This is a genomic window from Mesorhizobium loti R88b, from assembly GCF_013170845.1.
Taxonomy (GTDB): Bacteria; Pseudomonadota; Alphaproteobacteria; order Rhizobiales; family Rhizobiaceae; genus Mesorhizobium; species Mesorhizobium loti_B.
The window spans coordinates 2,655,428-2,679,879 of the sequence record NZ_CP033367.1 but is presented as its reverse complement, the minus strand read 5'-3'; the positions used below and the strand labels follow the sequence as shown (position 1 = coordinate 2,679,879).

Below are 24,452 nucleotides of genomic sequence, written 5' to 3'. Positions count from 1 at the left end.
CCATGTTCCTGTTCCGCTGGCTGAAGCGCCTTATCAAGACGATTATCTGGCTGATCGTCATCGTCATCCTCATCCCGATCGCCGGGCTGAGCTACGGCTTCCTGACCACGCAGTCGCTCGACAAGTCACCCCTGCCCGGCATCGCCGACTGCGCGCCACCCAAGGCGCTGGCCGACAAGGTGCGCGCCGAAATCCCCGGCTATCAGCGGCCGGAGGAATCGACCTTCCTCACCTATCCGGAATGGGCGATCGTCTACGCCGCGCGCGAATATGCCGGCTTCGTCGCCAAGGACCAGCCGAGCGGCTTTCCCTACTGGTCCTATGTCGGCCGCTTCTGGCAGGACTACGCGACGGTGATCCGCGCCAGTTCTCCCTACAAGTTCAACTATGCAAACCACCAGATGCTGGTCATCATCGGCACCAGCCATTCGATCGAGCACATCCTGCAATGGGCCTATGAGAACACGGTCGGCCGCATCACCGAGGCGACCGCAACCAAGCGCACCGCCGCCGACATCTACCAGGCCAAGGTGGCGGCAGACTATGCAAGCTTTCTCGACCAGGTGCCGTGGTACCAGTTCCCGTATGCCGAGAAGCGCGCCGGCCTGTTCGCCATACAGCCGGCGCCGGGAGACAGTTCCATCCGCACCAGCGAACGCAAGCTCGCCTTCGGTCTCGCCGACACCATCAAGCAGGGCTATGCCGACCTGATCAAACAGGCGCTCGCCGCCACCTCAGACCCGGCCTTGCTCGATGTCCATGTCTGGGCCAAGGGCCCGGTCGGCGAAGCCACCCGCAACGAACCCGACACCTTGCTGGAACGTGACTACGGCACCGAGGGCACCATCTTCGTCACCAAGCGCTATCAGGCGTTCACCGACATGATCCCGCGCCTGATCGACAAGGGCGTCTCCTTCGTCGAGATCGGCGGCAATGACGAGATCATGGTCACCATGCTCTCGACCGACTCGATCGCCGTGCCCGAAGGCATGCGCATCCTGTTCAGCTATCCCTTGCCGGCCGACCCCTCGACGCGCCGCACCGGCATGGTGGTGGCCGTGCGCAAGCTGCATCTGGTGCTGCCATCGCTCATGAAGGCAGGCGCGAAGCTCGAACACGTCTACGACTACTGAAACGGCAGACGGCCATGCGTCGACTGATCCGGATTGTCGGCTGGTTCGCGCTCACGCTGGTCGTGCTGATCGTTGTCGCGCTCGTTGGCTTTCGCTGCGCTGCGGCCTTGCGCGAAAACCTGTCGCCGCAGGAGGCAGCGCCGGCCGGCGCGCTATTCGTGACCGTCAACGGGCTGAAGATGCACTATCAGGTCTGGGGCCCGGCCGACGGACCGCCGCTGCTTCTGTTCCACGGGACGGCCTCGTGGGCCGAGACCTACCGCGATATCGCGGCACCCTTGGGAGAACGGGGCTTTCGCGTGATAGCGCCCGACATGCCGCCCTTCGGCTATTCGGAAAGGCCGGCCGATCAGGACTATTCTCGCGCCGCCCACGCCAGGCGCGTCCTCGGTTTTGCCGACGCGCTCGGCCTTCGCCATTTCAGCGTCGGCGTCCACTCCTATGGCGGCGGTGGCGTGATCGAAGCCGCCTTCTCGGCCCCGGATCGCATCGATGCGCTGATCCTGCTCGATGTCGCCCTTGGCCTTGGCCGGACCGAGGCGCCGGCCTTGCCGTTCGCATCGTTCCTGAACAGGGACTGGCCGCGCCAGCTCCTAACGGCCTCGACCTTCACCAATCCGCTGATGACCGGTCCTGGCCTGCGCAACTTCATTGAAAACGACGATCTCGTCACGGCCGAGCGCGAGGCGATCTATAGGCGCCCGCTGAACGTCAGAGGCACCACCGACGCGGTCGGCCACTGGCTGTTCAGCGGCCTCTACAACGACGAACGGAAATCGCTTGCCGCCAACAAGGCGAACTATCGTGCCTTCAGACCACCCGTTCTCGTCATCTGGGGGCGAGACGATACGACCACGCCGCTTGACCAAGGTGAAGAGATTGCCTCGCTGTTTCCGCGCGCCGAGTTGGCTGTTCTCGATGGCGTCAACCACATCCCGCAGGTGGAACGCCCGCGGGACGTGGTGCGATTGATCGCCAATTTCCTGGCACGGACCGCGCTCTCGGCCCAATAGGCGGCAGTTTCGTCGCGCCGCCACGTTCATTTCACAATCGCGGCCAAATCCCGCCTTGTTCGCGCGCGATGGAGGGTTGCATGCCGCCTGAAAACGCGACATGCACCTGAATGGGCTGCCGGGGGGCATCTCGAAGGGACGAGACCCGTGATCAAGACCGCCCTTGTCGCCATGACCATTGTCGGCTGCGACTGCGATGCCAAGCTGTGCGAATATATCGGCGAGACGCCGGCCAAGTGGTCGACGATCGCCGAATGCGAAGCCGCGATGAAGAGCCAGATCCTGCACCAGCGCAATTTCGACTATCCGCTGGTGTCCGGCATCTGCCGCACCAAGGGCTCGTCGTCCACCTCACACCTGGCCGCGATCGCATCCGGCCCCGAGCTGAAGCCGGCCAGCAGGGTCGTCAGGACAGAAAGCCCGCTGCCGCCGGAATTGAGCCATCGGCCAAGCGTCCCGGTCGGCTCGCCGACAACGGCGGTCGAAGCGGACGCTGCCCGGCCCGTCGCCTATGAGCAGGTCGTCGATGGCGGAACCGGCGTGCTCTATCGCACCAAGAACGGCTATGCCGTGGTCAAGACCGATCTCGGCCGCGCGGCTTCCGCGACCGCCGATGTGGCAAAACGCTCGGTGAACTGGCTGGCTGGTCTGGTGCCGAGCAAGCTTTAGGCTCCCTCTACATCTCAAGCTTCAGGCTCTCCCAGAACCTGTCGATCAGCGGCTGTTCGGTGGCCTCGTCATCGCCGGCAGCAACGCGCGTGATGAACAGCAGGCCCTGATCGGCCAGGCCATAGCCGACGATCTCGAAATGCGCAGCATCGGTACGCGTCTTCACGTCAGCGCTGATGCCGGTCAATTCCTTGCCGTCGGCGAGCTTGCGCGTCGTCGGTTGCTGCGTCAGCTCAGCGCCCGCCTGCACCGATTCCTTCGTCATTTCCTGCAGCATCAGCTGGTTGAGCGACACCGGATTCATATTGCCATATTCCTGTACCACGACGATCGTGCCCAGCGCCGATGCCATCAGATATTGCGTGATGTTTTCGCCGAGATCGGTCTTGGTCACCGAAATGCCGCTCGGATGGACGAAAGAGAAGCCGCCGCCGGAAAAGGTGGCGAAGTCGTTGCGTTCAAGCGTCACCTTGCTTTGCTTGCCGCCGGGCAGCGTCACATTTGCGGTGTCGCCGGGATCGATATCGACCGTGACGCCATCGATGGTCAGCTTGAAGGCCTTGAGGTCCTCGGCTCCGGCCGGTCCAGCGCACAGCGCGATGAGAGTGAGGGCTGCCGCCGATACCATCCGCATTGACTGTTCTCCTGCTCTATTCCTGAGCAGTTCCGGACGGAAAACCGCTTCACACTTTTCCTGGAACTGCTTACGCCACCCCGCTCAGCGCCTTGATGGCACGGTAGAAGGTCGAGGAAAACAGTTCCGTCGGGTCATAGTGCCGTTTTGCCGCCAGGAAGGCCGGCACCTCGGGATAGGATGCCAGCAACTCCTTGCCCGTGTAATGCAGCTGGTAGGGCAGGAAGAAGCGCCCGCCATGCTTGATCGTCACGTCGATCAGCGCCCTTGTCAGCGCCCGCATCCTCGCATCGCCGTCGGCATCGGTCGGCTGGTTGATATAGAGCACCAGCGAATAGGCCGGCTCCGGCGCATAGGTGAGCGCCACATCCTCCTTGTGGACGATGCGCACCGAGGCGTTGAGCACCGGCAGAGTCTGGTTGCGCAGGATCTCGCGGGCTTGCGTGATGAAGGGATTATACGCAGCACGCGGAATAAAATATTCGTGCAGTATGTCGGTCTCGTCAGTCAGATCGTTGAACAAGTACGGCACCGAATCGTGCATCGGATTGTTGCGGGTGACGAGGCACGCCTCGCCTTGCGCCATGGCTGCCGTGCGCGGCACCGTGCAGCTTTCGAATTTCGGCTCCAGCGTCTTTTCGGTGAACCATTTCAGCTCCTGGAACACGCTGCCCCATTTCGCCAGATTGATGATTACCCGCTTCAACCCGACGCCCTCCGGTTCGCCGATTTCGGGCTGGCCAGCCGGCGGCTCCTCCGCCACCTTGTCGTAGCGATAGACGATCATGTCCTCGAGGAAATTGCCCGGTGCCGTCGACAGATGGCCGTAGAACAGGCCAATATCCTTGTTCGGCTCCAGCACCTGCGCAAAGAATTTCGGGAAATCATCCGATTTGATGATTTCACGCGAGGTCCGGTAGACGGCGTTGTCGACGATATCGAGTGTCGCCTCCAGCACCACGCCGAACAGGCCGTAGCCGCCGACGACATGGCGGAACAGGTTAGTGTTCTCGCTTGGCGAGCAGGTCGTCACCGAGCCATCCGCCAGCATCACCCGCATCGAGCGGATCGAGCCCGCCACCGAGCCTGCCTGATGGTCCATGCCATGCGCGTTGACCGACAGCGAACCGCCGACCGAAAAAATGTCGGTCGACTGCATCGCCTTCACCGCGAAGCGCGGATGCAGCATGTTCTGGATGTCGTGCCAGCGCGCGCCCGGCTGCAGGGTCATGGTCTTGGCCGCCGCGTCGACGCTGACCTTGTTGAATTTCCTGAGATCGAGCACCAGTGCATTGTCGTCGAAGGCGTGCCCACCCATCGAATGGCGGATGGCGGCCAGCGACACTTTCAAGCCGTTGGCGCGGGCGAAAGCCAACGCCTTGGCGATGTGGTCCTCCTCGCTGACCTCGACGATACCGTAGACCGGCGTCCGCGACAGGCCGCTGGCGTCGTTGATGTCGCCGCCCTTGGCCGACCATGGCAGCGCAGGGTCAAAGGCCGGCGGGCTGGAGAGGGGCTTCAGCGGCAGGGCGATGCCATCGATATCGGCGATGCGTCCAGCGTTCTTTGGCCCCGACGGGCCGCGCGCCAGCCGCGCCAATGTGGTACCGCCCCACAGCATCGCGCCGCCGACCACCGCCGCGCCGAGCACCAGCCGGCGCGACAGGCGAAAGCCTTTTTGGTCCTCGGCCATGTATATCCCCCGTTGGCCAAGGGATAGCGTGGCTCATTGGCAAAAACCATAGGGGCGCTGTCGGAACGGCGTTCCGGCACCTTCTCCCCGTAAAACGGGGAGAAGGGAGACGCCTGAACGGTCTCTACGACGCCTTCTTGATCGACGTCACCATGCCGGTCTTGTCATCCACCGTCACCGCCACCTTGGCGCCGACCTTCAGTTTGCCAACATTCGCTTCCGGCGACAGCTGGTAGATCTTGCCGTCGTCAAGCGTGATCGACTTGGTCGTCGGATCGACCGCCTGGATGGTGCCCTGAACGGACGCTGCATAGGCCGTGCCGAGGAAGGCGAGCAGAGCGGCGGTGGTTACGAGGGTTCTTTTCATCGGATGCACTCCGTGCTGTTTCGGTTTTCCGGGCCGTCGCCTTGGGCAACGACAGCACCGAACGAGCCGACACTGGGCCGAAAGCCTGCTGGCCGCAAATCACGTTGGATGAATTTTCGCAAACAAAATCATAGGCTTAATTCTGACACATTGCTTGCGGCCGGCATGACATCCAGGGGTTTCAGCTTCCGCGATGTGCGCAGTTCATTCCATGAAATGAGTCCTTTAGCTGGATTGCGGCGGGCGAGCTTCAACCACCACGCCGCTGCCGCAATCCGCATCGGCCAGCATCACGAAACAGCCTGCTGATTTTCCATCGGGACAAATTTTGTTTCATGGATCGGTGCGGACGAGGGTCGACAGAGCAATTCCAGGAAAAGTGCGTGGCGGTTTTTCCCGGGAAAAGCGCGTAGCGCTTTCCCTTGGGAATTGCGTAAAAACAAAGAGTCTATCCGTCCTTCGCCCCGATCTTGCGCACCAGCGCAGCCGTCGCCAGCATCGCACCCATGTCCGAGATCATCGGCGCGACATGTCTGGTGTAATCGAGCGGCACCGAAATCTCGGGCAGCTCGAAGAAATTCTTCGCCTGCGGCAACAGCAGGAAACCGTCGCCGCCATTAAGCGCGACGCGGGCCGGATCGTCCGGCCATGTCTCGCCCAGCCATTTCAGCGCCTGTGCCAGCCGGCCCATCACCAGCGGCCGCGCCGCCTCGACATTGTCGGAGCGGAATTCGTAGGCTGCATCAAGTTCGGGCACGCCGGACGCCAATTCCTGCATCTTGCTGGCGAACATGCCGCGGAAGAAGCCCATCACCGCATTGGTGCGCCGTGTCGCCACCAGGATTCCCGGGAACGGCTCGACGGCCTCGAAAGCGACGATGACGCCCTTGAAGGTTGTCGCCTTGGTCTTGGTCGACGCCCCATCCCAAAGGTCAGCTTCGTAGAGTTCGAACGCAAACCCGTCATAGCGTCCCGATATGATATCGTCGAAGCGGCTCATGCTGGCGCCGCCGACTGTCTCGCGCGGCAGCCGGTCGAAGGAATGTGGCGTCACATCGTGCTGATAGCGCATGTCCCCGATGAAGCCGAAGATGATCGGCATCAGCGTTTCGCGAAACGATTGCTGCAGCCGCGTCGCCGGCCGGATCGCCCGGAAATAGAGCAGGATCGCCACCACGAAACCGATGATGTAGAGAAACACATGCGGCGGCGAAAACCACTGCTCGTGGGGATCGGCGACCTTGTTGAACAGCCAGGCGATCAGCGCCACGACCACCAGCACCAGCCCGACAAACAGCGGCACCCGCCAGCGCACCTGCCGCAATGTCGAAGCCCTCGCCGTCTCATAGGCCTCGATGGCTTTCCGGATGCCGGCGATGATCGTCTCGCTTGGCATGAAATCCGCTGTTTCCACCGCTACCCCCCTGCTGCCTCGACCGGCTCATGATATCTGCATCTATGGGAAAGTCGCCAGCCAGAGCAACAAGCGCGACCTTCCCTTCTCCCCCTTGTGGGCCTGTTGCGTAGTTAGCGAGAGCAGACTTGCGGAGCGATTTGACCGAGAGGTCTCGCTTGGCTTTGGGTTTTGGGGTGGAGTTCGATGGTAGTGCGGCCCTTGAAGCCGGATACCGGGCGCACCTATCCCGAGATGGCAATCCATCGGCGCATGTTGAAGGCGATCGCCGCCATCGTCACCTGGGCAGTGGCCTTCGCCAGCCCGACATAGCGGATCGTGGTCAGCTTCATGCGGTTCTTGAGCGTGGCGAAGGTGGTCTCGACTGCGGCACGCCGTCTGGCGATCAGACGGTTGTAATGTTTGAGCCGCGGCGGCAGCGCATGGTGCTTGTTGGGGCGGCGCGCGATGCGGGGCTTCTTGCCTGCAGCCTTGAGCCGAGCACGGCGGGCATGGGTGTCGTAGGCGGCATCCGCCCATACCGTCTTTTCGTCGCCGCAGATCAAGGCATCGGCCACCACGGTGTCGTTGACGTTGGCTGGAGTGGTGATCACCGTGCGGATCAGGCCGGAGCCCTCATCCACCCCGACATGGGCCTTGTAACCGAAGGTGAAGTCGCGCTTACTCTGTCTTACGGTGGGACGGGCATCGGCATCCCTCGACGGCCGCTCGTCCGTCGGCGGCAATGAGACCGCGTCGATTAGCGTGGCATCCAGCATTGTGCCGCGCTTTAAGATCACGCCGGCCTTCTCCAACTGCCGATCCAGTTCGCCAAACAGCTTCTCCATCAGCCCTTCGCCGACAAGAAGGTTGCGAAAGCGCGACAGCACCGTGTGATCGGGAATGCTCTCCTCAAGACCAAGCCCGACAAAACGCCTGAATGACAACCGGTCGCTCAGCGCCTCCTCCAGTTCGCGATCAGATAGGCCGTAGAGCGACTGCAGCAGCAGTGCCTTGAACAGCACCAGCGGCGGCCATGCAGCCCGACCCGGTCCGCCATCGCGCAGCGGGTTGAGCAGCTTCTCGAAGCGGTACCACTTCACCAAACCTGACAGCCGGTCGAGCGGCGAAGAACCGCCCACCAGCTTGGTACCCAGAAAGGCTTCCGCCAAGCTCAACTGACCCGTCTGCTTCACTGCCATCGTGATTCCCTCCGAGCGTCCGCATCAGAGAATCACAACCAGCGAATTACGCAACAGGCCCCCTTGCGGGAGAAGGTGTCGCCGAAGGCGACGGATGAGGGGTGCTCCAGGGAACACCAACGCCTCACTCCGCTGGAACACCCCTCATCCGTCTCGGCGCTACCGCGCCGATCCACCTTCTCCCACAACAAGGGGAGAAGGGAAAACCGCGCCTAGCCGCCCCACCACCTTCTCGCGCATTCGGCCCTCCAGCGCCTCCACCGGCACCAGCCGCTCATGATCCCCGTTCCGTAGCCGCACAAACGGACGCAGTCGGTAAGCCGCAACCATCCCACGCGTCCCGGCATCAGCACTCACATCGACAACGAAAATCCCGCCAATGCGCCCAGGCCATGGCTGGCGGGCAAGGGCCGTGCCGAGGAAATCGCCGAGCCCATACGCGACGACCGTCCTGCCGATCCGCTCCACCGGCTGCACGACATGGGCGTGGTGGCCGGCGATCAGCCCAACGCCCTGCCCGGCCAGCCGCCTCGCCAGTGCCCGCGTCCCGACGCGGGGAAAGTGCCGGAACTCCCAGTCCCAATGCGGCACGGCGCAGAGAAGATCGAAACCGTCACGCGGCCGGCCTGTCAGATCGCCATCCGTCAACACGCGCCCGGCAAACAGGTGTTCGTCGGCATTGCGCCACAGCGTGAAGGCAGCGAAGCCGACATTCAGGGCTCCGACCTTGACCGGCTGCACGGGGCCATTGGCAGCGAGGCCAATGATGCGGATGCCGATCCGCTGCAGCGCCGCCACCGTCCCGTCGAAACCGGCGACGCCCTGGTCGAGGACATGATTGTTGGCGAGTGACAGCACCAATCTTTCACGCGCGATTCCGACCGCCGCCAGCGCCTCGGCCAGGAAGCGCTCGGTCATCGCATGATGCGTGCCGAGCTTCGTGCCCAGCACGGCACTTGGTTTGTCTACAACAGGGCTTTCGCAATTGCCGATCACCAGATCGGCGCTGTCAAGCAGCGCCTTGATCGCCGGATCGCAGTCCGGCGCACGGCGATTGGCCACCGCCGAGATGTCGCCCACGAAGGCCAACCGCACCGTCCGCTTTGGCGGCGGATCCATGAACGTCCCTGCCATCGGCGCGAAACCACTGCTATCGCCGCCAAGCGACGGCTTCAGGAAACGCGGCAGCCAGGACAGTTTGTAGGAAAGCGGATAGTTCGACACGCGACGTCCAATCGTTTGCCTTGTTTAGACTGTCCGCTGGGCGGGTTGAAGCGCATGGACCGACATTCGTATATGGTCGCCAACGACAAATGCATGGGAGGAAAATGATGACCCGAATAGCAAGCCTGCTGGCATCCGCCTTCATTTTGCTTCTGCCCCTGTCTTCCGCCAGTGCTGCTTCCGCCAGTGCCGCCATGCCCGAAGCGGCAACGGCGCTGTTCGAGGCGAAGACCGTGGCCGCGCGCAACAGCGCTCTCTCGGCGCTGGAGGCAGCCGCGCCAAAAGACCCGGCATCGGCCTATGCCGCCGGCGCCGGCGAATTCTTCACAGCACTGGAGTTGCTCGCCAGCGGCCTCCACCGCCATGGCTTCGAGAGCCCGCAGTCCTTCATGTTGCCGCTGATGCAGCTGCCGGTGCCGCCCAATCCCAACCCCGAGCCGCTGACCTACGAAGAGTTCCGCGCCATACTGGTCGCCTTCCGCGACCGGCTGGAAAAATCCGCCACCACGTTGGGCTCGGTGCCGGCCGATGCCGATATCGGCATGGTCATCGACCTCACCCATGTCGGCATCGACCTCAACGAGGACGGCACCATCGCGCCGGACGAAAGCATGGCGGCGGTCATGGCCGCGCTGTCGCGCGGCAGCATCTCGCAGGGTGATGCCGCACCCGCGCTCACCTTCCGCTTCGATCGCGCCGACGGCTACTGGCTGCAGGGCTATGCCGAGTTCCTGATGGCGCAAGCCGATTTCTGGCTGGCGCATGATTTCAGGAGCACTTTCGACGGCTCCTTCCACATGCTGTTCCCGCGCGCCAAACTGCCGTTGCAGGACATTCTCGTGCCCCCACCGAGCGAGATGGGCTCGAACATCTTCTCCTCGGAATGGCGCATCGCCGATTTCATCTCGATGGTGCATCTCATCAACTGGCCGGTGGTGGAGCCGGAGCGCCGCAAGGCTGCGCGCCTGGAATTGCTGGAAATGATCCGGCTGTCGCGCGAGGACTGGAAGGCGATCCGTGCCGAGACCGACAATGACCGCGAATGGCTGCCGGGACCGCAGCAGAAGGGCGAGAACCCGCTCACCGGCCTCGAAGTCGGCGAAGAGCAGGTGCAAGCTTGGCTCGCCACCTTGAGCATGGCCGAGGATCTCCTCGAAGGCCGCGTGCTGCTGCCGCACTTCCGCATCACCGGCAAGGGCATCAACATGAAGCGCTTCTTCGACGAGCCGAAGCCCTTCGACCTGGTGCTGTCGATCACAGGCCCTGGAATCGCGCCCTATCTGGAAACCGGCAAGATCCTGACCAGTGAGGATTTCGACCAGATCCAGCGCGAGTTCGGCGGTGGTGGGTTTTTGACCTTTGCGCTGTGGTTTAACTGAGGTCCAGCAGAACTTGGGTTCCTCGCCCGCAAAGCGGCTGCGCTATGCACACATTTCCAAGCAGCTGGTCTTTGGCGATAGCGTGCTTGGCGGATACATTCTCTTATGCTGCGCTGGTCGACCCCCACTCCGTCTCGGCTTCGCCGAGCCACCTCTCCCCCGATCGACGGGGTAGAGGAAAGGTGCCAGGCTTTTTGCCGTCAACACTCCTCCAGCAACGCGCCCTTCCTTTCCCTCCGGAGGGGGAAAGGTGGCGCTGCGAAGCAGCGACGGATTGGGGGAACCACGTGGTAATCAAGCCTCGGGCCGATCAGTCACCCAGTCACGGAATGTGTGCATGGCGTAGCGCAAAGCGGGAGCGGGGCGGGGCGGGGAACCCTGCCGTGCCCTCAGAAAATCGCCCCCTGATACAACATCGCCTCCGCCTCCTCCGGCGCGAACCGCCTGGCCAACGTCCGAAACGCGCTGTGGACACCATCACGGTCAATGTTGCAGCTTCTCAAATGCCGCACGGCAAGCGTCGGGTCGAAGGCGCTGCGGCCGTGCAGGACGCGCTGATTGTCGAAGACCAGCACTTCGCCGGGCTGCAACTGATGCTGAAACTGGTTTTGCGGATCGCAGATCAGCCGCGTCAGTTCAGCCAGCGCCTCGATCAGCCCGTCGATCTGGTCCAGAGGTGCCCATTGCGGCGCCAGGCAACGGTCATTGTAGCGGATGCCGGTGACCGCACCCGTCGCGTCGAGGCTGATGACATGCGCCTCGGCGCTGAAGAACACCTCGCCCGAATGCTCGCGGTGGAAGGTGACGCCGTGCCGCGTCAACAGCTCGAACAGGTCAGGCGTGCGCGCCCGCATCAGCTCTGCGACACGAAAGCCGTCGACCATCAGCGATGTGCCGCCGGTGCCCGCGCCCGTGCGGATGGCGTGGAAGAAGATGAAGCCCGGCGGCGCATAACGGAACGGCTCGTCCGTGTGCGGGATTTGCGCCCGCGCCGTCTCGCCCGCCACCCGCGCATCCGGCCGCGAGATGAGATCGAAGACCTTGCCATAGCTGGTTTCGCGGATCGGCCCATAACGGCTGGCAACCCGCGCCGTCGCTTCGGTCTCGGCTGGAACGCGGGTCAACATGGCGATGCCGTGATCCCTCAACGCCCGCAGTGATTGGAAAAGCGCTTCGTCATCCGCGACCACCGCATCGAAGGCGAAGCGGCCGAGCCGTGCGGAGAGGTCGCTGTTCCACAGAAGCGGCTGGAACCGGTCCGGGCCTGAGCCGCCGGCATGGTTTGCCAGTGAGGCCGCGTCGTAGCGCGACACGTGCCCATCCTGCCAAATGACAGTGACCTGCCCGGGCACGGAGACATCGAAGCTCTCGGCATGGACTTCCTTGCCGACATCGGCCGGCGTCAGCCACCTCTTGCCCGAGGCGGTGTCGCCGCATTGCTCGCACTCGCAGGCCAGCCGCAGCCAGCGCGTCGAGAGTTTTGCCGAGCGACCGTCAGCCAAATCGACGGCAATACGTGCGCCTTCTGCGCGCATGGCACGGATTGGTGCGACGGCATGTCTTTGCTGGTGCTTCGGAGTGTCGAGCATCTGATGTCCCCGGCGGTTGAATTTCTTCGACCAGCCTAGGCAGAGAAGAATCCCAACTCAAACGAGTTCCCTTCCCAAAGTTTTGAGATAAATTCAAAACATGGTGCTAAGGGATTTGCCGCTTTCCGGCTTACGAGCGCTGGTGGCCGCCGCCAGGGCCGGCAGCCTGACGCGCGCCGCCGAGGAGCTGGGCGTGACGCCCGGCGCCATCGGCCATCAGATCCGGCAGTTGGAAGACCGGCTCGGCATCAAGCTGGTGCGGCGCGAAGGCAATGGCATCGTGCTTACCCGGGCCGCCGAGGCAGCCCTGCCCGACATCGACCGAGGCTTCGACGCGCTTGCCTCCGGCATGCGGCGGCTGCGCTTCGAACGGCGGGCGGAGACCTTCACCATCTCAGCCGATCCGTCCTTCGCCTCGCTCTGGCTGGCACCGCGCCTTGCGATGGTGCGACCGGCCCTTGGACGGCTCGAGGTCCGCATTGTCGCATCCGTCGCGCTCGAGACAATGGCGGAGGAAGGCGTCGATCTTGCCATCAGCTACCGCAAAGGCGCGGCATCGCACATCGCGGCACTCGACCTCTTCACCGAGCGGGTCATTCCAGCTTGCGCGCCGGCGCTGGTCGAGGGTCACACCGGGCCAACCAGAGCCGAAGTGCTGGACAGGATGCCGCTGCTGCACATCGACCCGACGATGGGCGACGATGTCTACCCCGCCTGGCGGGACTGGTTCATCGCGGCAGCGCGGCAGAGGAAGGATATCGACCAGGGTCCGCGCTTCGGATTGACCATTGTCGCGGCGCAAGCGGCGATCGCCGGGATGGGCGCGTTGCTGGCCAGCGAACTGGTGTTGCGCCGCCATCTCGACGCAGGCCATCTCGTCGAGATCGGGGGCGAGGTACCGGCACTGACCATCAAGCGCCGGCTGGTCTGGCCTGAAAATGGGCCGAAGGCCCGCCGCGCCGCCGTCTTTGCCGCTGAACTGGCAGCGATTGCCGATATCGGCATCGATAGCGCCTTGCCTCAGTAAATCCGTGTCAGGTCAATGCCACGTTCCACCAATCAGTTCGATACCGAGGTCGCATGATTTTCAATTGATTTATTCACCCACTCGGCAGCGAACTGCTCTCTCCAACGAGAGAGAACGCTGTAGAAAACCTCGTCGTCGAGCCATTCCTCCACAACCGTGCCGCCGACATCCTCGGGAGATTCCGTATTCACGAAAGCAATGAGGCGAACCTTGTTGCCGACATCGAATTGGAGAACATGGCTTCCGTCATCGAATGCCTCATCACCATCCGGAGCCCATACGATCGCGTTTCCATAAAGAATTTCGGTGAACTCGATGGCCGGCAGGCCGAAATAATCAACACGAGCGGTTTGCCTGTACACGGCATCGAGGAAAGCCTCGGCAATCTGCGACGCGTCCATGGTCGATAGAAACAGAACTTGATGCGTTCCGCGTCGCCGCAGACGATCATTTACCGCTTCGAAGGAGCAGCCCAACATCGAGGCATCAGGTTCGTGGACACCATACGCCTTCCCTCGAATGTGAATGAGAAAGTAGCCCAACGCGCCTTGCGCATGATTGGGAAATGCCTGCGTGATTGCACTTTCGATAGCAAAGGACGTTCGATCTCCGACCACCGCAGCCATCACTCAGCCTCGTGAGTTTTCTCGCAGGCAAACATTTAGGACGCTGCCCATCAATCGCGCAAATGCAAACGTGCTCTAACGGGGAAAGCCATGCACGCGCCCTAGAAGCCACTGCAATGGATTGCTGACAAAGGCCCGTGTGACGAACGTATCGTGGCCTGCATCCGAGGCGAGGAAGGCAACCGTCCCGGCTTCGAGGCGGCGTGGCGGTTCGGCGCTCGCGTTGAAACCCTGGCCCGCCAGCAACTGCCTGATCTCGGCATTGCCGGAGGCCGAGGATTTGCTGTAGGCGCTGACGAAGAAACTCTTGCGGTGGTGCGCGATCCAGCTGGCAAAAATGTCGGCCTCGTCGAACGCCGCGTCGAGCAGGACGACGCCGAGCAAGCGGCCACCAACATCGCCGTTTTTCAGCACGAAGGCCGCCGGGTTGTAGCCGCCGCTATAGGCGACCAGCACCACCGGCATGGCGTCGAATTTTGCCGCTTTGGCGCCGGTGAGTTTGGCAAGCTCCCGCGCTGCCTCGGCCATGAACTTCGCAAAATAGCCCGGCGTCCAGAAATTCCCGGCGCTGGAATCCTGCGCATCGCTGGCGAATTGCGGCGCCACCAGCACGGCATTGAGGCCCGACGCCTCGAGCTGCGCAACGACCCGCTGGCGCCCGACCACATCGCGCTGCAAGGTTGCGCCATTGCCGTGGAAGAACACGACAATGACCGCCGGCTTGGCCGGATCGAACCCTTTCGGAACTGCCAGCAGCGTCGAGCGGTCGGAATAGGTCTCGTCCTCCCAATAGATGCCGCCGCGCGGCGAGGTGTGGCCGCGCCGGCCACCCGCCGCCGTTACGTCGAGAAACGGCGCGGAGCCGTCGGGCAGCTTGCCCCGGTAGGGAAAGGGCGACACCTGGAACGGCAGGATGGTCGATACGGCCTTGTGCAAGCGCGCCCCCTCACTGGCCACCGGATATGCCACCGTGGCCAGCAATCCGGCGACGATGGCGCGCCGGTCCGGCATCAGGCTGGCACCAGGCGTATGGAAGGCGCCTTCGACGGCAACAGCACCGCGAAGAAGGCCGGAATGGCAATGAGATAGGCGATCGCCGACCATTGCAGCACGGCGCTCAGCCCGAAACTGGTGGCGACGATCGGCACGGCGGCTGAGCCGATCACCGAAAAACAGCCATTGATGCCCCAGGCCCAGACGAACAGATGTTCCTTGCCGAGCCGTGCCAGCCAGGTCATGGCGGTGGCCATCGGCATGCCCATCAGGAAGGCCGGCGGCGACACCAGCAGGAAGCAGAGCAGCAGCCGCACCGCATAGGGATAGGCGCCGATCCAGTCGAGCACCGGCGACAGATAGAAGCCATAGGCGAGCAGAAGCACGCTGACCGCCAGCAGCACCACCGGCAGCAGCGATCTCGCGCGGTCGAAGATACGCTCGGCAAACAGGCTGCCGAGACCGGAGAACACCAGCATCGAGGAGATCAGCACCGAGGCCGACACGGTCGGGTTGGCCAGCGCCACGGTGAAGCGGCTGATCAGCCCGACCTCGACCATGATGTAGCCGAGGCCGAGACAAGCGAAATAGAGGATGGTGCCGAGCTTGCCGCGCGAGCGCGAGAACACGATGCGCCAGCCGAAGATAACCGGCAGCAGCACCAGCGACGCCGCGGTAATGCAGGCAATGCCGAGCGTTGCCCAGATCAGCAGATAACCCCAATCGTCCTGGAACAGGTCGAGCCGGTCCAGCGTGCGCGGCAGGTCGGCGACCTTCACATAGGCAGCGAAATAGGGCTGGTCGTTGCTGAGCGCACGCGTGTCGAAGACATAATCGCTAGCGAGTTTTTGCCAACCGCCGGTCAAAAGTGCGTGCCATGTCATGCGCTGCATTTCCGTCGCCGGCAGCACCTGCGGGCCAGCATCGCCACCAGCGCCCGCGCAGGCATCCAGTGTCGGATCTGCCGGTGCTGTGGGGTCGCAATCGGGGTTGACCGGCGCGGTCGCATCGGCGGCAGGCTGCGTCAGCGTCGCATCCTGTCCGCTGCCGAAGATCGACGCTCGGTAATCATCGAGAACTTTTTGCGCGCCCGAGCCATCATGGGCCATCCCTGGATAATAGACTTCCTCCCACGACATCGACTTGGTGTAGTCGCGCAAGGTCTTGATTTCGGCCTCGGTGAAACCGCCACGCTTGAACAGCACTGTCGTGGTCGAGAGGTAACTCGACACGGCGAAGATGTCGTTGGCCGCGCCCTGTGGGTCGAACGTCCTGGCTGCCTCGGCAATGGTCGAATAGAGCTTCAACACCGATTTCGGCGGCTCTTCCTTGTTCCACAAGGTGATCGACAAGACACCGCCATCGGCGAGAGCATGCATGTAGCTCAGCATCGCCTCATGCGTGTAGGCATACTTTTCCGAGATGGCGAACCCGCCCGGATTGGACAGGCCGACGCTGTCGGCGAGGCTGACGTCGATGACGTCGTAACGCTCCGCCGTGTTGGCAAGGAACAGGCGCCCGTCATAGTCGATCACGTTGAGACGCGGCTCGGCCAGGATGTCGCCTGTGACATCCCTCAGGATCGGATCGCGGAACGCCCGCAACGTCATCGGATTGCTCTCGGCCACGGTCACCGAGGTCGAGCCGGCATTCAGCGCGGCCTGCGTCGAGATACCGCCGCCGAACTGCACGACGAATGTCTTGGGCTTGTCCTTTATGACATAGGGATAGTGCATCGGCAGATAGCGGAAATAGACCTGCTCGGCCGGCGCCAGATTGCGCATGATGCCTTCCGGCCCATCGCCGTCGCGGTACATGCCGACATAGGTGTTGGCCGGCACTTCGGGCATGCCGAAGGCCGCATTGTCGCTCAGGCCCGGCGCGAAATGCATGTAGGAGCTGGCATAGACCTGCAGATCGCCAAACGGCGAGATGCTGCGGTAGATGCGCTTGCCGTCGGGAAAATTGCGGGCATAGGCGACGCCCTTGTACTGCGATACGGCGATGTCCGGGATGCCGAGCCAGCCTGGCAGCATGAGATAGCCAGCAATCGACAGCGCTGCCACGACCACGCCGGCGACGACGCTCTTCCACGCGCCGAAGGCGATGAACCACAGGATCGAGCCAGCGGCCCAGAGCAGCAGCGGCACGACGATGATGGTTTCCGGCGCAAACAGATAGAGCGACACCAGCACGACCAGGCCGGCCAGACCCGAGCCGGTGAGGTCGGCGAAATAGACGCGTCCGAAGGCCGTGCGGCTCTTCAGGAAGACGATGCCGAGGAAGAACGCGCCAGCCAGGAACGGCAGGAGATAGAGCAGGAAATTGGCGAGCAGCCGCCATTTCTGCGCGGGATCGGAAACCAGGAAGATGGCGTTGAACGGCACCGTCTGGGCAATCAAATTGGCGCCGACGGCGAGCGGGCCAATCAGCAACAGGGCTCCGGTGGCCGCGCCTTGCCAGTGGCGGTCGAACCAGCCCTTGCCGGCGAAGATGACGACGCTGGACAGCGAGAAGCCGAGCATGGCGAGGCTGACCACCAGCGAGCCGAAATGCGACCAGCTGCCAACCGCGAACACCCGCATGACCGCTATCTGCAGCGCGATGATGGCGCCGGCGATCAGCCCGACCGCGAGATAATGCGCGAGCCGAGGCGCCTCCAGCGAGGCGATGCTTGGTCGGGAGGTCGATACGACAGCCGTCATTCAGGCCCCTTGATGCGGCGGCTTGGCTCGGCAGGCCTGGACCCGCGCGGCAATGCTCAGCCGTTATGCGTGCCGACGATCTGGTCGCCTTCCAGCTTGGTGAACGGCACGAACGGCACCACCTTGCCATTGTAGATGTCCGAGCGGACGATGTTGAACGTGCCGTCGGCAAGCTGCTGCTTGATCACCTTGAGCACATGCTGGGCGCCCGGCGGGCCGACCGGGATGACCATCACGCCATTGGGCTTCAACTGCTGCAGCAGCGACGGCGGGATATGGTCGATGCCGCAGGTGACGATGATCTTGTCGAACGGGCCGACGCTCTCCCAGCCATAATAGCCGTCGGCGTTGCGGCTGGTGACTGAGCCGAACACGCTGTAGCCGCGATCGATCAGCGCGTCATAGGTGCGGCGCGTGCGCTGCGCCAGCGGATTGATGATCTCGATCGTGTGCACCTTGTCGGTGAGGTTGGCGAGATAGGCCGACTGATAGCCGGAGCCGGTGCCGACCTCGAGCACGGCTTCGCCGAACTGCACGTCGATGGCCGTCGTCATGCGCCCGACCAGATGCGGACCGGAGATCGTCACGCCATAGCCGATGTCGAGGAAGGCGTGATCATAGGCGCGCCCCAGATTCTGCTGCAGCACGAATTCTTCACGCGGCGTGGCAAGGAAGGCGCGCTTGTTGCGGTCGTCCAGCACATCCTTGTTGTAGACCATGATCTGGAAGCGGTCGAATCGCTCGGCCAAAAACTTCGGATCCTCGCCGCGATTGGCCACCATCCAGTCGATGAACGACTTTTTATCCTTGAATGGGATTTCGGCGTTGCGATCATAAGGCACCGGCAGGGCAGCCCTGACAGTGGCCGGAAGAATGGAGAACGCCGCCGCACCCGCCGACAGCGTCAAGAAATCCCGACGCCTCATGGAAAAAGCCTCCAAAAGTGGCCTTTGCCACCCCAAAACCAAGCACTTGATCCGATGCACCGCCTCCGAAAACGAGTCAATGGCCGTCAGGGAGCGGCCGTCCGGGCGGAGAATTTGTGGCAAGCGGGCAACAGTTTTGCCCCCGCAAGCGACTGATTTGGCGTCCTGGAATGGCGCGTGCCATCGTCGCATGGCTCGCCGGGCCGCCTGTTTCACAAATTAGCAGGGGCTGTTTTGCTTGACTTGGCCGCCAAAAGCAGGCAGCAAAACTGCCTCGGAAGGGCAACAACACCACTTTCCTACGCGTGGATGGAACCTCATTTGGCGAAATCCACATCTCGTCGTTGGTTTTGAGAGGGATTGATTAACCAACTTTGTCCATATTTTGAAGCAATCGGCAACCAACGACAGGCGCGGCAAACGCGTCGGGGACCACCTGGGATCACTCGCAGAATGGTCGTCGCGGCTCACAAGGCCACGTACGGGGAAAACCGATTGGAGCAAGATTGGTTGCATGGCGTTGTCGCGTAAACACAAAATAATCTGGGAACAGCGTGAAGGCGGCGAGCAAGTCGACGCATTGCGTTCCCCTTCCTTCAACCCGCAACGGATCGTCCGCTGGGTCGCGGTGCCCGGCGTCAGCGCGGCCGTCGGCCTTTGGCTGATCGGCACCATGGCCGGCCTCAGCTCCGTCGGCGCCTCGCTGTCGGCGACATCGGGTGGCCTGCAGCAGACGCTGTCCATGCCGGGCTCGCTGGCGATGGCCGATCCGCTGAAGCAGCATTTCCTGAGAACCTCGGCGCCATTCGTGCTGGCCAATGCCCATGGCGGCGCACAGGCCCTGCACGACCACGCCGTGCAATGCGGCGCCAGCTGCTTCAAGCTGGCCGGCGTCAGCCCGCAGATGGAGAAATCCGCACGCCTCGTGGCACATGCCAAGCCGGAACAGCCTATTCTGAAGTCGAAGGCGCAGGAGCGCTTCGAACGCATGGAAGCGTCGCTGTCGCCGACCAAGCTCGCTGCCGCCTTTGCCGGCGCGGACAAGCCTGTCGCCTTTGCCACCGCCGGCATGCCTGTCGCGACGGCCAACGCCCGTCCCGTAATTTCCAGCACCGCGCCGCAAATCGCGGAGGCGTCGTTGGTGCCGTCCGCCCAGGTCATGGCCAGCCTGTCTGATGACATGCCGGCTCCCGCGGCGGAACGCTTTGCCCGTGCCGATACCGTCGTCCAGACCGCACCGGCGCCGCAGGGCTTCGCCCAGCCCGAGACGCCCGACAACGCACAGCTGGCGCTGGCCCTTGTCCGGTCGCTGCCGGTCGAAGATGAGGCCTTCGCTTCACCGCTGCCGATGACCGACTCCTCGGCCGATGTCGCGGTTTCGCCTGTCGAGACCCAGCAGGAACAGCCCGGCGACGCCGCCGCGCTGCCGGATGCGCTGACCGACGACGTGCCGCTGCCGACCCGCCGTCCGCAGTTCGACGCGCCGCAGCCCAAGGCCGTCGAGCAGGACAAGCCGGAGCCGCAGCCCAAGATTGCTCAGCCCAAGCTCGCCCAGCAGAAACCGGCGCCGCAGGCAAAGCCGGTCCAGCAGGCCAGGCAACCGGCCCGGCAAGGCCGCGATGGCGGCGATGTGCTGGCCTATGCCAAGCCAGACACGCCCTCGGGCGGCCTCGGCCAGGCGTTCAGGAACCTGTTCAACGGGCCGAACCCCGGAAGCGGAGCCGGACATGGTGTCGCCGTCTATGACATCAGCGCCAAGACCGTCTACATGCCGGACGGCCAGCGGCTCGAGGCGCATTCGGGTCTCGGCGCCATGGTCGACCAGCCACGCTATGTCCATGTGAAGGATCGTGGCCCGACGCCGCCCAACACCTACAATCTGTCGCTGCGTGAATCCCGCTTCCACGGCGTCGAGGCCCTGCGCCTGACCCCGGTCGGTGGCGGCAACAAGTACAATCGCAACGGCCTGCTCGCCCACACCTACATGCTGCGCGGCGGCCGCGCGGAGTCCAATGGCTGCGTCGTCTTCCGGGACTATGCCCGCTTCCTCGCCGCCTTCAAGAAGGGCAAGATCACGCGTCTCGTCGTGGTGCCGCGCCTGAACGGATCGCCGACCCAGGTGGCGACGGACAACGCACGCGGCGCCTGAGCGCGACAGGCAGCACCACTCCGGGCCTGACTCCTCCTGACAGCCTTCTGTCAGGAGCCGCATCCGGACGTACGCCTCGCTCCATCCCGCTCTTTCCATTTTGGCCAAGACCTCCCATATTCCGGACATGGCCAAATCCCCCGACAAGAGAACGCCCCCGACGGCGAATGACGACCGCGCCGCGCCCAAGCGGCGCAGTCCGCTGACCGATTTCCTCGACGCTTCGGAGCCGCTGCACAGAGGCGGCTTCGCCGAGATGCCGCAGCCCGAACTGTCGGGCACGCCGCTCGCGGGGTCGATCGCGGATTGGGCAGAGCAGATCGAGCAGGAGGCCGAGAAGGAAGGGCGTCAGATCGGCAAGGGCGACGGCGGCAAATCGCCAAAACCGTCGAAGAAGATTCCCGAGCGCTCCGCCGCCCCGGGTCGCAGTTCGCGTGGCACTTCGATGGGTGGCGCGGCAACGGCCAGGGAGCGGACTGCGGCCGGCCTCAATCCGGTCGCAGGCCTCGATATCTCGCTGGAAGACGCCGAGACCATGGCCTCGAGCAGCGTCACAGCCACGGTGGCGGCGCTGTCGGCGCTGATCGAATCCGGCAATCCGCTGCACAAGGACGGCGTGCTGTGGACGCCGCATCGCCCTGCCCGCCCGGAAAAATCCGAAGGCGGCATCGCCATCAAGATGGTGTCGGACTTCGAGCCCGCCGGCGACCAGCCGACCGCGATCAAGGACCTGGTCGAAGGTGTCGACAACAACGACCGCACCCAGGTGCTGCTCGGCGTCACCGGCTCGGGAAAAACATTCACCATGGCCAAGGTGATCGAGCAGACGCAGCGCCCTGCCTTGATCCTGGCGCCCAACAAGACGCTGGCCGCGCAGCTCTATTCGGAGTTCAAGAAATTCTTCCCCGACAATGCGGTGGAGTATTTCGTCTCCTATTACGATTATTACCAGCCGGAAGCCTACGTTCCGCGCACCGACACCTTCATCGAGAAGGAATCCTCGATCAACGAACAGATCGACCGCATGCGCCATTCGGCGACGCGCTCGCTGCTTGAGCGCGACGACGTCATCATCGTCGCCTCGGTGTCCTGCATCTACGGTATCGGCTCGGTCGAGACCTATACGGCGATGACCTTCCAGATGCAGATCGGCGACCGGCTCGACCAGCGCGCCCTGCTCGCCGATCTCGTCGCCCAGCAGTACAAGCGCCAAGACATCAATTTCGTCCGCGGCTCGTTCCGCGTGCGCGGCGACACGATCGAGATATTCCCCGCCCACCTGGAAGACCGCGCCTGGCGCATCTCGATGTTCGGCGACGAGATCGAGCAGATCACCGAATTCGACCCGCTGACTGGCCAGAAGACCGGCGAGTTGAAAAGCGTGAAGATCTACGCCAATTCGCACTATGTGACGCCGCGCCCGACGCTCAACCAGGCGATCAAGTCGATCAAGGAAGAGCTCAAACAGCGGCTCGTCGAGCTGGAGCGCGCCGGCCGTCTGCTCGAAGCCCAGCGGCTGGAACAGCGCTGCCGCTTCGATCTCGAAATGCTGGAAGCCACCGGCTCTTGCGCTGGTATCGAGAACTATTCGCGCTATCTCACCGGCCGCCAGCCAGGCGATCCGCCGCCGACCCTGTTCGAATACATTCCCGACAATGCGCTGGTCTTCATCGACGAAAGCCACGTCACCGTGCCGCAGATCGGCGGCATGTATCGCGGCGACTTTCGGCGCAAGGCGACGCTGGCGGAATACGGCTTCCGCTTGCCCTCCTGCATGGACAACCGGCCGCTACGTTTCGAGGAATGGGACGCCATGCGCCCGCTCTCCGTCGCTGTCTCGGCGACGCCGGGCGGCTGGGAAATGGAACAGGCGGGCGGTGTCTTCGCCGAGCAGGTCATCCGGCCGACCGGCCTGATCGATCCGCCGGTCGAGGTGCGCCCGGCCAAAAGCCAGGTCGACGATGTCGTCGGCGAGATCCGCGACACCACCAAGGCCGGCTACCGCACGCTGGTGACGGTGCTGACCAAGCGCATGGCCGAGGACCTGACCGAATACCTGCATGAACAGGGCGTGCGCGTTCGCTACATGCACTCCGACATCGACACGCTGGAGCGCATCGAGATCCTTAGGGATTTGCGCCTTGGCGCCTTCGACGTGCTGGTCGGCATCAACCTTCTGCGCGAAGGTCTCGACATCCCCGAATGCGGTTTCGTCGCCATTCTCGATGCCGACAAGGAAGGGTTTCTGCGTTCCGAGACGTCGCTGATCCAGACCATCGGCCGCGCCGCCCGCAACGTCGACGGCAAGGTCATCCTCTATGCCGACCAGGTCACCGGCTCGATGGAACGCGCGATGGCCGAAACCAGCCGCCGCCGCGAAAAGCAGATGGAGTGGAACGAGGCCAACGGCATCACGCCGGAATCCGTGAAGTCGCGCATCTCAGACATTCTGGACTCGGTCTACGAGAAGGACCATGTCCGCGCCGACATCTCGCAGTTCACCGACAGCGCCGGCGCCATGATGGGCAACAATCTCAAGGCGCATCTCGACGCCATGGAGAAGCAGATGCGCGACGCCGCCACCAATCTCGACTTCGAGAAGGCGGCCCGTATCCGCGACGAAATCAAGCGCCTGCGTGAGATGGAACTGTCGATCTCCGAAGACCCGCTGGCCAAATATGCCGACATGGAAAGCCCGGTCTCGGGTCGCGAAAAGGGCAAGCACAACAAGGGCGTGGCCAAACATCGTACATCCGAGGAACAGGAGCGTTTCCGCAAGCTCGACGAAGCCCGCGCCGCCGAAGAGGCGGCCAGGGCTGCCCGGACCAACCTCTTCCGGAAGCCGGCGCTTGACGAGATGGGCGCCGACGGCGCCGTGCCGGTGAAAAAGCCGCTGTTTTCCAAACCCTCGATTGACGATATGGGGCCGGGCACCGACATGCCGACGCCAGCGGGTGCCGTATCGCGATCGCTGTTCAAGAAGCAATCGGCCGAGGAGGCGCATGGCTCCGACTTCGGCATCCCCGGCGATGCCACCAAGCCGCTGTTCAAGAAGAATTCGCTGGACGAGATGACGGTGCGGCGGACGGAAAAGCCGGTCGAAGGAAAAGTGCCGGCAAAGCCGCCGATCTCCCCCCAAGTGGGGGAGATGTCCGGCAGGACAGAGGGGGGCGCGAAGGATCACGGCGCCAAACCAACCGTCCGCCAGCGCGCTGGCATCGGCTCCTACGAGGATCCAGGCGACGCCCGCCGCGAAAAGCGCCGGCCTGGCAAGACGGGGCGACCGGGGAAGTAGAGCTTTTCCGTTCTCCCCGTATGGGAAAAGGAAGTACCCGTCTGCCACCGTTGCGAACTTTCGATGCAAGCCACTAGAATGCGCGATGGTCGTCACTCGCAGACTTCAGGAAGACGAGTTCAAGGCTTGCTTTGCAGAGCCCATGACGAACGTCACCACCGTTGCGGAGGCTCCAGTAGACATATGGCCTTATGTCGACGCGCTAGACCTGGACGAAATCGGTGTGCCCTATCTGAACGACGTACACTATGTTTATCGGGACGCCCAAAACCGGTTTGACCAAGTTCTGATCGGCACAGGCAGGTTCAACGCCCTTCTTGTGATCGTGGTTGATCTTAGCAGAAGCACGGTTTTCGGCCATTTCCTGCTCGACCTTAACGAGGAATATGGAGTAAGCGGCGGCCATCTGAGACCTGTCTGATCCGCGTGCCCCTG

19 protein-coding genes are annotated in these 24,452 nt (G+C 63.2%); 8 read left to right on the top strand and 11 right to left on the bottom strand.

Annotated features, from left to right (window positions below):
• The first annotated feature begins 2 nt into the window (after window positions 1-2).
• From EB235_RS12950 to EB235_RS12940, 3 genes are all read left to right on the top strand, one after another.
• The gene (locus EB235_RS12950; protein ID WP_027030593.1) at window positions 3-1,133 is read left to right on the top strand and encodes a hypothetical protein; all 1,131 of its coding nucleotides are present in this window, start codon (window positions 3-5) and stop codon (window positions 1,131-1,133) included.
• A 14-nt stretch (window positions 1,134-1,147) separates the two neighbouring features.
• Window positions 1,148-2,146, top strand: coding sequence for an alpha/beta fold hydrolase (locus EB235_RS12945; RefSeq protein ID WP_027030594.1), 999 nt, complete (start codon window positions 1,148-1,150; stop codon window positions 2,144-2,146).
• 147 nt (window positions 2,147-2,293) lie between these two features.
• Window positions 2,294-2,815 carry a hypothetical protein gene (locus EB235_RS12940; RefSeq protein WP_027030595.1) on the top strand — a complete coding sequence of 174 codons (522 nt, stop codon included), beginning with the start codon at window positions 2,294-2,296 and terminating at the stop codon, window positions 2,813-2,815.
• Window positions 2,816-2,822: 7 nt separating this feature from the next.
• Here the strand turns inward: EB235_RS12940 and EB235_RS12935 are convergent, their stop codons facing one another.
• The 6 genes from EB235_RS12935 to EB235_RS12910 all read right to left on the bottom strand — a co-directional run bounded on the left by EB235_RS12935 (window position 2,823) and on the right by EB235_RS12910 (window position 9,328).
• The gene (locus EB235_RS12935; protein WP_027030596.1) at window positions 2,823-3,449 is read right to left on the bottom strand and encodes a hypothetical protein; all 627 of its coding nucleotides are present in this window, start codon (window positions 3,447-3,449) and stop codon (window positions 2,823-2,825) included.
• Window positions 3,450-3,519: 70 nt separating this feature from the next.
• Window positions 3,520-5,142, bottom strand: a complete 1,623-nt coding sequence (locus EB235_RS12930; protein ID WP_027030597.1) for an FAD-binding oxidoreductase — start codon at window positions 5,140-5,142, stop codon at window positions 3,520-3,522.
• A 124-nt stretch (window positions 5,143-5,266) separates the two neighbouring features.
• Window positions 5,267-5,509 (bottom strand): DUF1344 domain-containing protein, encoded by a 243-nt coding sequence (locus EB235_RS12925; protein ID WP_027030598.1) that lies wholly within the window; start codon window positions 5,507-5,509, stop codon window positions 5,267-5,269.
• Between the two features lie 448 nt (window positions 5,510-5,957).
• Window positions 5,958-6,905, bottom strand: coding sequence for a DUF3137 domain-containing protein (locus EB235_RS12920; protein ID WP_051429857.1), 948 nt, complete (start codon window positions 6,903-6,905; stop codon window positions 5,958-5,960).
• A 242-nt stretch (window positions 6,906-7,147) separates the two neighbouring features.
• Window positions 7,148-8,104, bottom strand: coding sequence for an IS5 family transposase (locus EB235_RS12915; protein WP_027032034.1), 957 nt, complete (start codon window positions 8,102-8,104; stop codon window positions 7,148-7,150).
• Between the two features lie 159 nt (window positions 8,105-8,263).
• On the bottom strand, window positions 8,264-9,328 hold the full coding sequence (locus EB235_RS12910) for a CapA family protein (RefSeq protein ID WP_032925516.1): 1,065 nt from the start codon (window positions 9,326-9,328) through the stop codon (window positions 8,264-8,266).
• Window positions 9,329-9,435: 107 nt separating this feature from the next.
• On the opposite strand from EB235_RS12910, the gene EB235_RS12905 reads away from it, so the two are divergent.
• Window positions 9,436-10,707: a hypothetical protein gene (locus EB235_RS12905; protein WP_027030602.1), complete on the top strand. Its 1,272-nt coding sequence runs from the start codon at window positions 9,436-9,438 to the stop codon at window positions 10,705-10,707.
• 389 nt (window positions 10,708-11,096) lie between these two features.
• Here EB235_RS12905 and EB235_RS12900 read toward each other — a convergent pair whose 3' ends face one another.
• Window positions 11,097-12,296: a clavaminate synthase family protein gene (locus EB235_RS12900; protein WP_027030603.1), complete on the bottom strand. Its 1,200-nt coding sequence runs from the start codon at window positions 12,294-12,296 to the stop codon at window positions 11,097-11,099.
• Between the two features lie 142 nt (window positions 12,297-12,438).
• Between EB235_RS12900 and EB235_RS12895 the strand changes: the two genes are divergently transcribed.
• Window positions 12,439-13,323: a LysR substrate-binding domain-containing protein gene (locus EB235_RS12895; RefSeq protein WP_051429660.1), complete on the top strand. Its 885-nt coding sequence runs from the start codon at window positions 12,439-12,441 to the stop codon at window positions 13,321-13,323.
• Window positions 13,324-13,355: 32 nt separating this feature from the next.
• Here the strand turns inward: EB235_RS12895 and EB235_RS12890 are convergent, their stop codons facing one another.
• The 4 genes from EB235_RS12890 to EB235_RS12875 all read right to left on the bottom strand — a co-directional run bounded on the left by EB235_RS12890 (window position 13,356) and on the right by EB235_RS12875 (window position 18,573).
• Entirely contained in the window at window positions 13,356-13,949 is a 594-nt protein-coding gene (locus EB235_RS12890) for an Imm42 family immunity protein (protein ID WP_155256405.1), read from the bottom strand.
• Window positions 13,950-14,024: 75 nt separating this feature from the next.
• The gene (locus tag EB235_RS12885) at window positions 14,025-14,960 is read right to left on the bottom strand and encodes a hypothetical protein (protein WP_027030605.1); all 936 of its coding nucleotides are present in this window, start codon (window positions 14,958-14,960) and stop codon (window positions 14,025-14,027) included.
• Window positions 14,960-17,647: a hypothetical protein gene (locus tag EB235_RS12880; RefSeq protein ID WP_027030606.1), complete on the bottom strand. Its 2,688-nt coding sequence runs from the start codon at window positions 17,645-17,647 to the stop codon at window positions 14,960-14,962. Before EB235_RS12880 ends, EB235_RS12885 begins: the two co-directional genes overlap by 1 nt.
• Before the next feature lie 56 nt (window positions 17,648-17,703).
• The gene (locus tag EB235_RS12875) at window positions 17,704-18,573 is read right to left on the bottom strand and encodes a protein-L-isoaspartate O-methyltransferase family protein (RefSeq protein ID WP_027030607.1); all 870 of its coding nucleotides are present in this window, start codon (window positions 18,571-18,573) and stop codon (window positions 17,704-17,706) included.
• Between the two features lie 514 nt (window positions 18,574-19,087).
• On the opposite strand from EB235_RS12875, the gene EB235_RS12870 reads away from it, so the two are divergent.
• From EB235_RS12870 to EB235_RS12860, 3 genes are all read left to right on the top strand, one after another.
• Complete coding sequence (locus EB235_RS12870) at window positions 19,088-20,722, top strand: DUF2778 domain-containing protein (protein ID WP_027030608.1); 1,635 nt, start codon at window positions 19,088-19,090, stop codon at window positions 20,720-20,722.
• Between the two features lie 127 nt (window positions 20,723-20,849).
• Window positions 20,850-24,017: an excinuclease ABC subunit UvrB gene (gene uvrB, locus EB235_RS12865; protein WP_027030609.1), complete on the top strand. Its 3,168-nt coding sequence runs from the start codon at window positions 20,850-20,852 to the stop codon at window positions 24,015-24,017.
• Window positions 24,018-24,159: 142 nt separating this feature from the next.
• Window positions 24,160-24,438: a hypothetical protein gene (locus EB235_RS12860; RefSeq protein WP_167334867.1), complete on the top strand. Its 279-nt coding sequence runs from the start codon at window positions 24,160-24,162 to the stop codon at window positions 24,436-24,438.
• Window positions 24,439-24,452: the final 14 nt, after the last annotated feature.

Bases quoted from the DNA above. Each gene is read 5' to 3' on its own strand.
- EB235_RS12915 (WP_027032034.1), bottom strand. From the start codon at position 8,104: ATGGCAGTGAAGCAGACGGGTCAGTTGAGCTTGGCGGAAGCCTTTCTG.
- EB235_RS12900 (WP_027030603.1), bottom strand. From the start codon at position 12,296: ATGCTCGACACTCCGAAGCACCAGCAAAGACATGCCGTCGCACCAATC.
- EB235_RS12945 (WP_027030594.1), top strand. From the start codon at position 1,148: ATGCGTCGACTGATCCGGATTGTCGGCTGGTTCGCGCTCACGCTGGTC.
- EB235_RS12925 (WP_027030598.1), bottom strand. From the start codon at position 5,509: ATGAAAAGAACCCTCGTAACCACCGCCGCTCTGCTCGCCTTCCTCGGC.
- EB235_RS12860 (WP_167334867.1), top strand. From the start codon at position 24,160: ATGACGAACGTCACCACCGTTGCGGAGGCTCCAGTAGACATATGGCCT.
- EB235_RS12885 (WP_027030605.1), bottom strand. From the start codon at position 14,960: ATGCCGGACCGGCGCGCCATCGTCGCCGGATTGCTGGCCACGGTGGCA.
- EB235_RS12875 (WP_027030607.1), bottom strand. From the start codon at position 18,573: ATGAGGCGTCGGGATTTCTTGACGCTGTCGGCGGGTGCGGCGGCGTTC.
- EB235_RS12930 (WP_027030597.1), bottom strand. From the start codon at position 5,142: ATGGCCGAGGACCAAAAAGGCTTTCGCCTGTCGCGCCGGCTGGTGCTC.
- EB235_RS12905 (WP_027030602.1), top strand. From the start codon at position 9,436: ATGACCCGAATAGCAAGCCTGCTGGCATCCGCCTTCATTTTGCTTCTG.
- EB235_RS12880 (WP_027030606.1), bottom strand. From the start codon at position 17,647: ATGACGGCTGTCGTATCGACCTCCCGACCAAGCATCGCCTCGCTGGAG.
- uvrB (WP_027030609.1), top strand. From the start codon at position 20,850: ATGGCCAAATCCCCCGACAAGAGAACGCCCCCGACGGCGAATGACGAC.
- EB235_RS12950 (WP_027030593.1), top strand. From the start codon at position 3: ATGTTCCTGTTCCGCTGGCTGAAGCGCCTTATCAAGACGATTATCTGG.
- EB235_RS12935 (WP_027030596.1), bottom strand. From the start codon at position 3,449: ATGCGGATGGTATCGGCGGCAGCCCTCACTCTCATCGCGCTGTGCGCT.
- EB235_RS12870 (WP_027030608.1), top strand. From the start codon at position 19,088: ATGGCGTTGTCGCGTAAACACAAAATAATCTGGGAACAGCGTGAAGGC.
- EB235_RS12920 (WP_051429857.1), bottom strand. From the start codon at position 6,905: ATGCCAAGCGAGACGATCATCGCCGGCATCCGGAAAGCCATCGAGGCC.
- EB235_RS12890 (WP_155256405.1), bottom strand. From the start codon at position 13,949: ATGGCTGCGGTGGTCGGAGATCGAACGTCCTTTGCTATCGAAAGTGCA.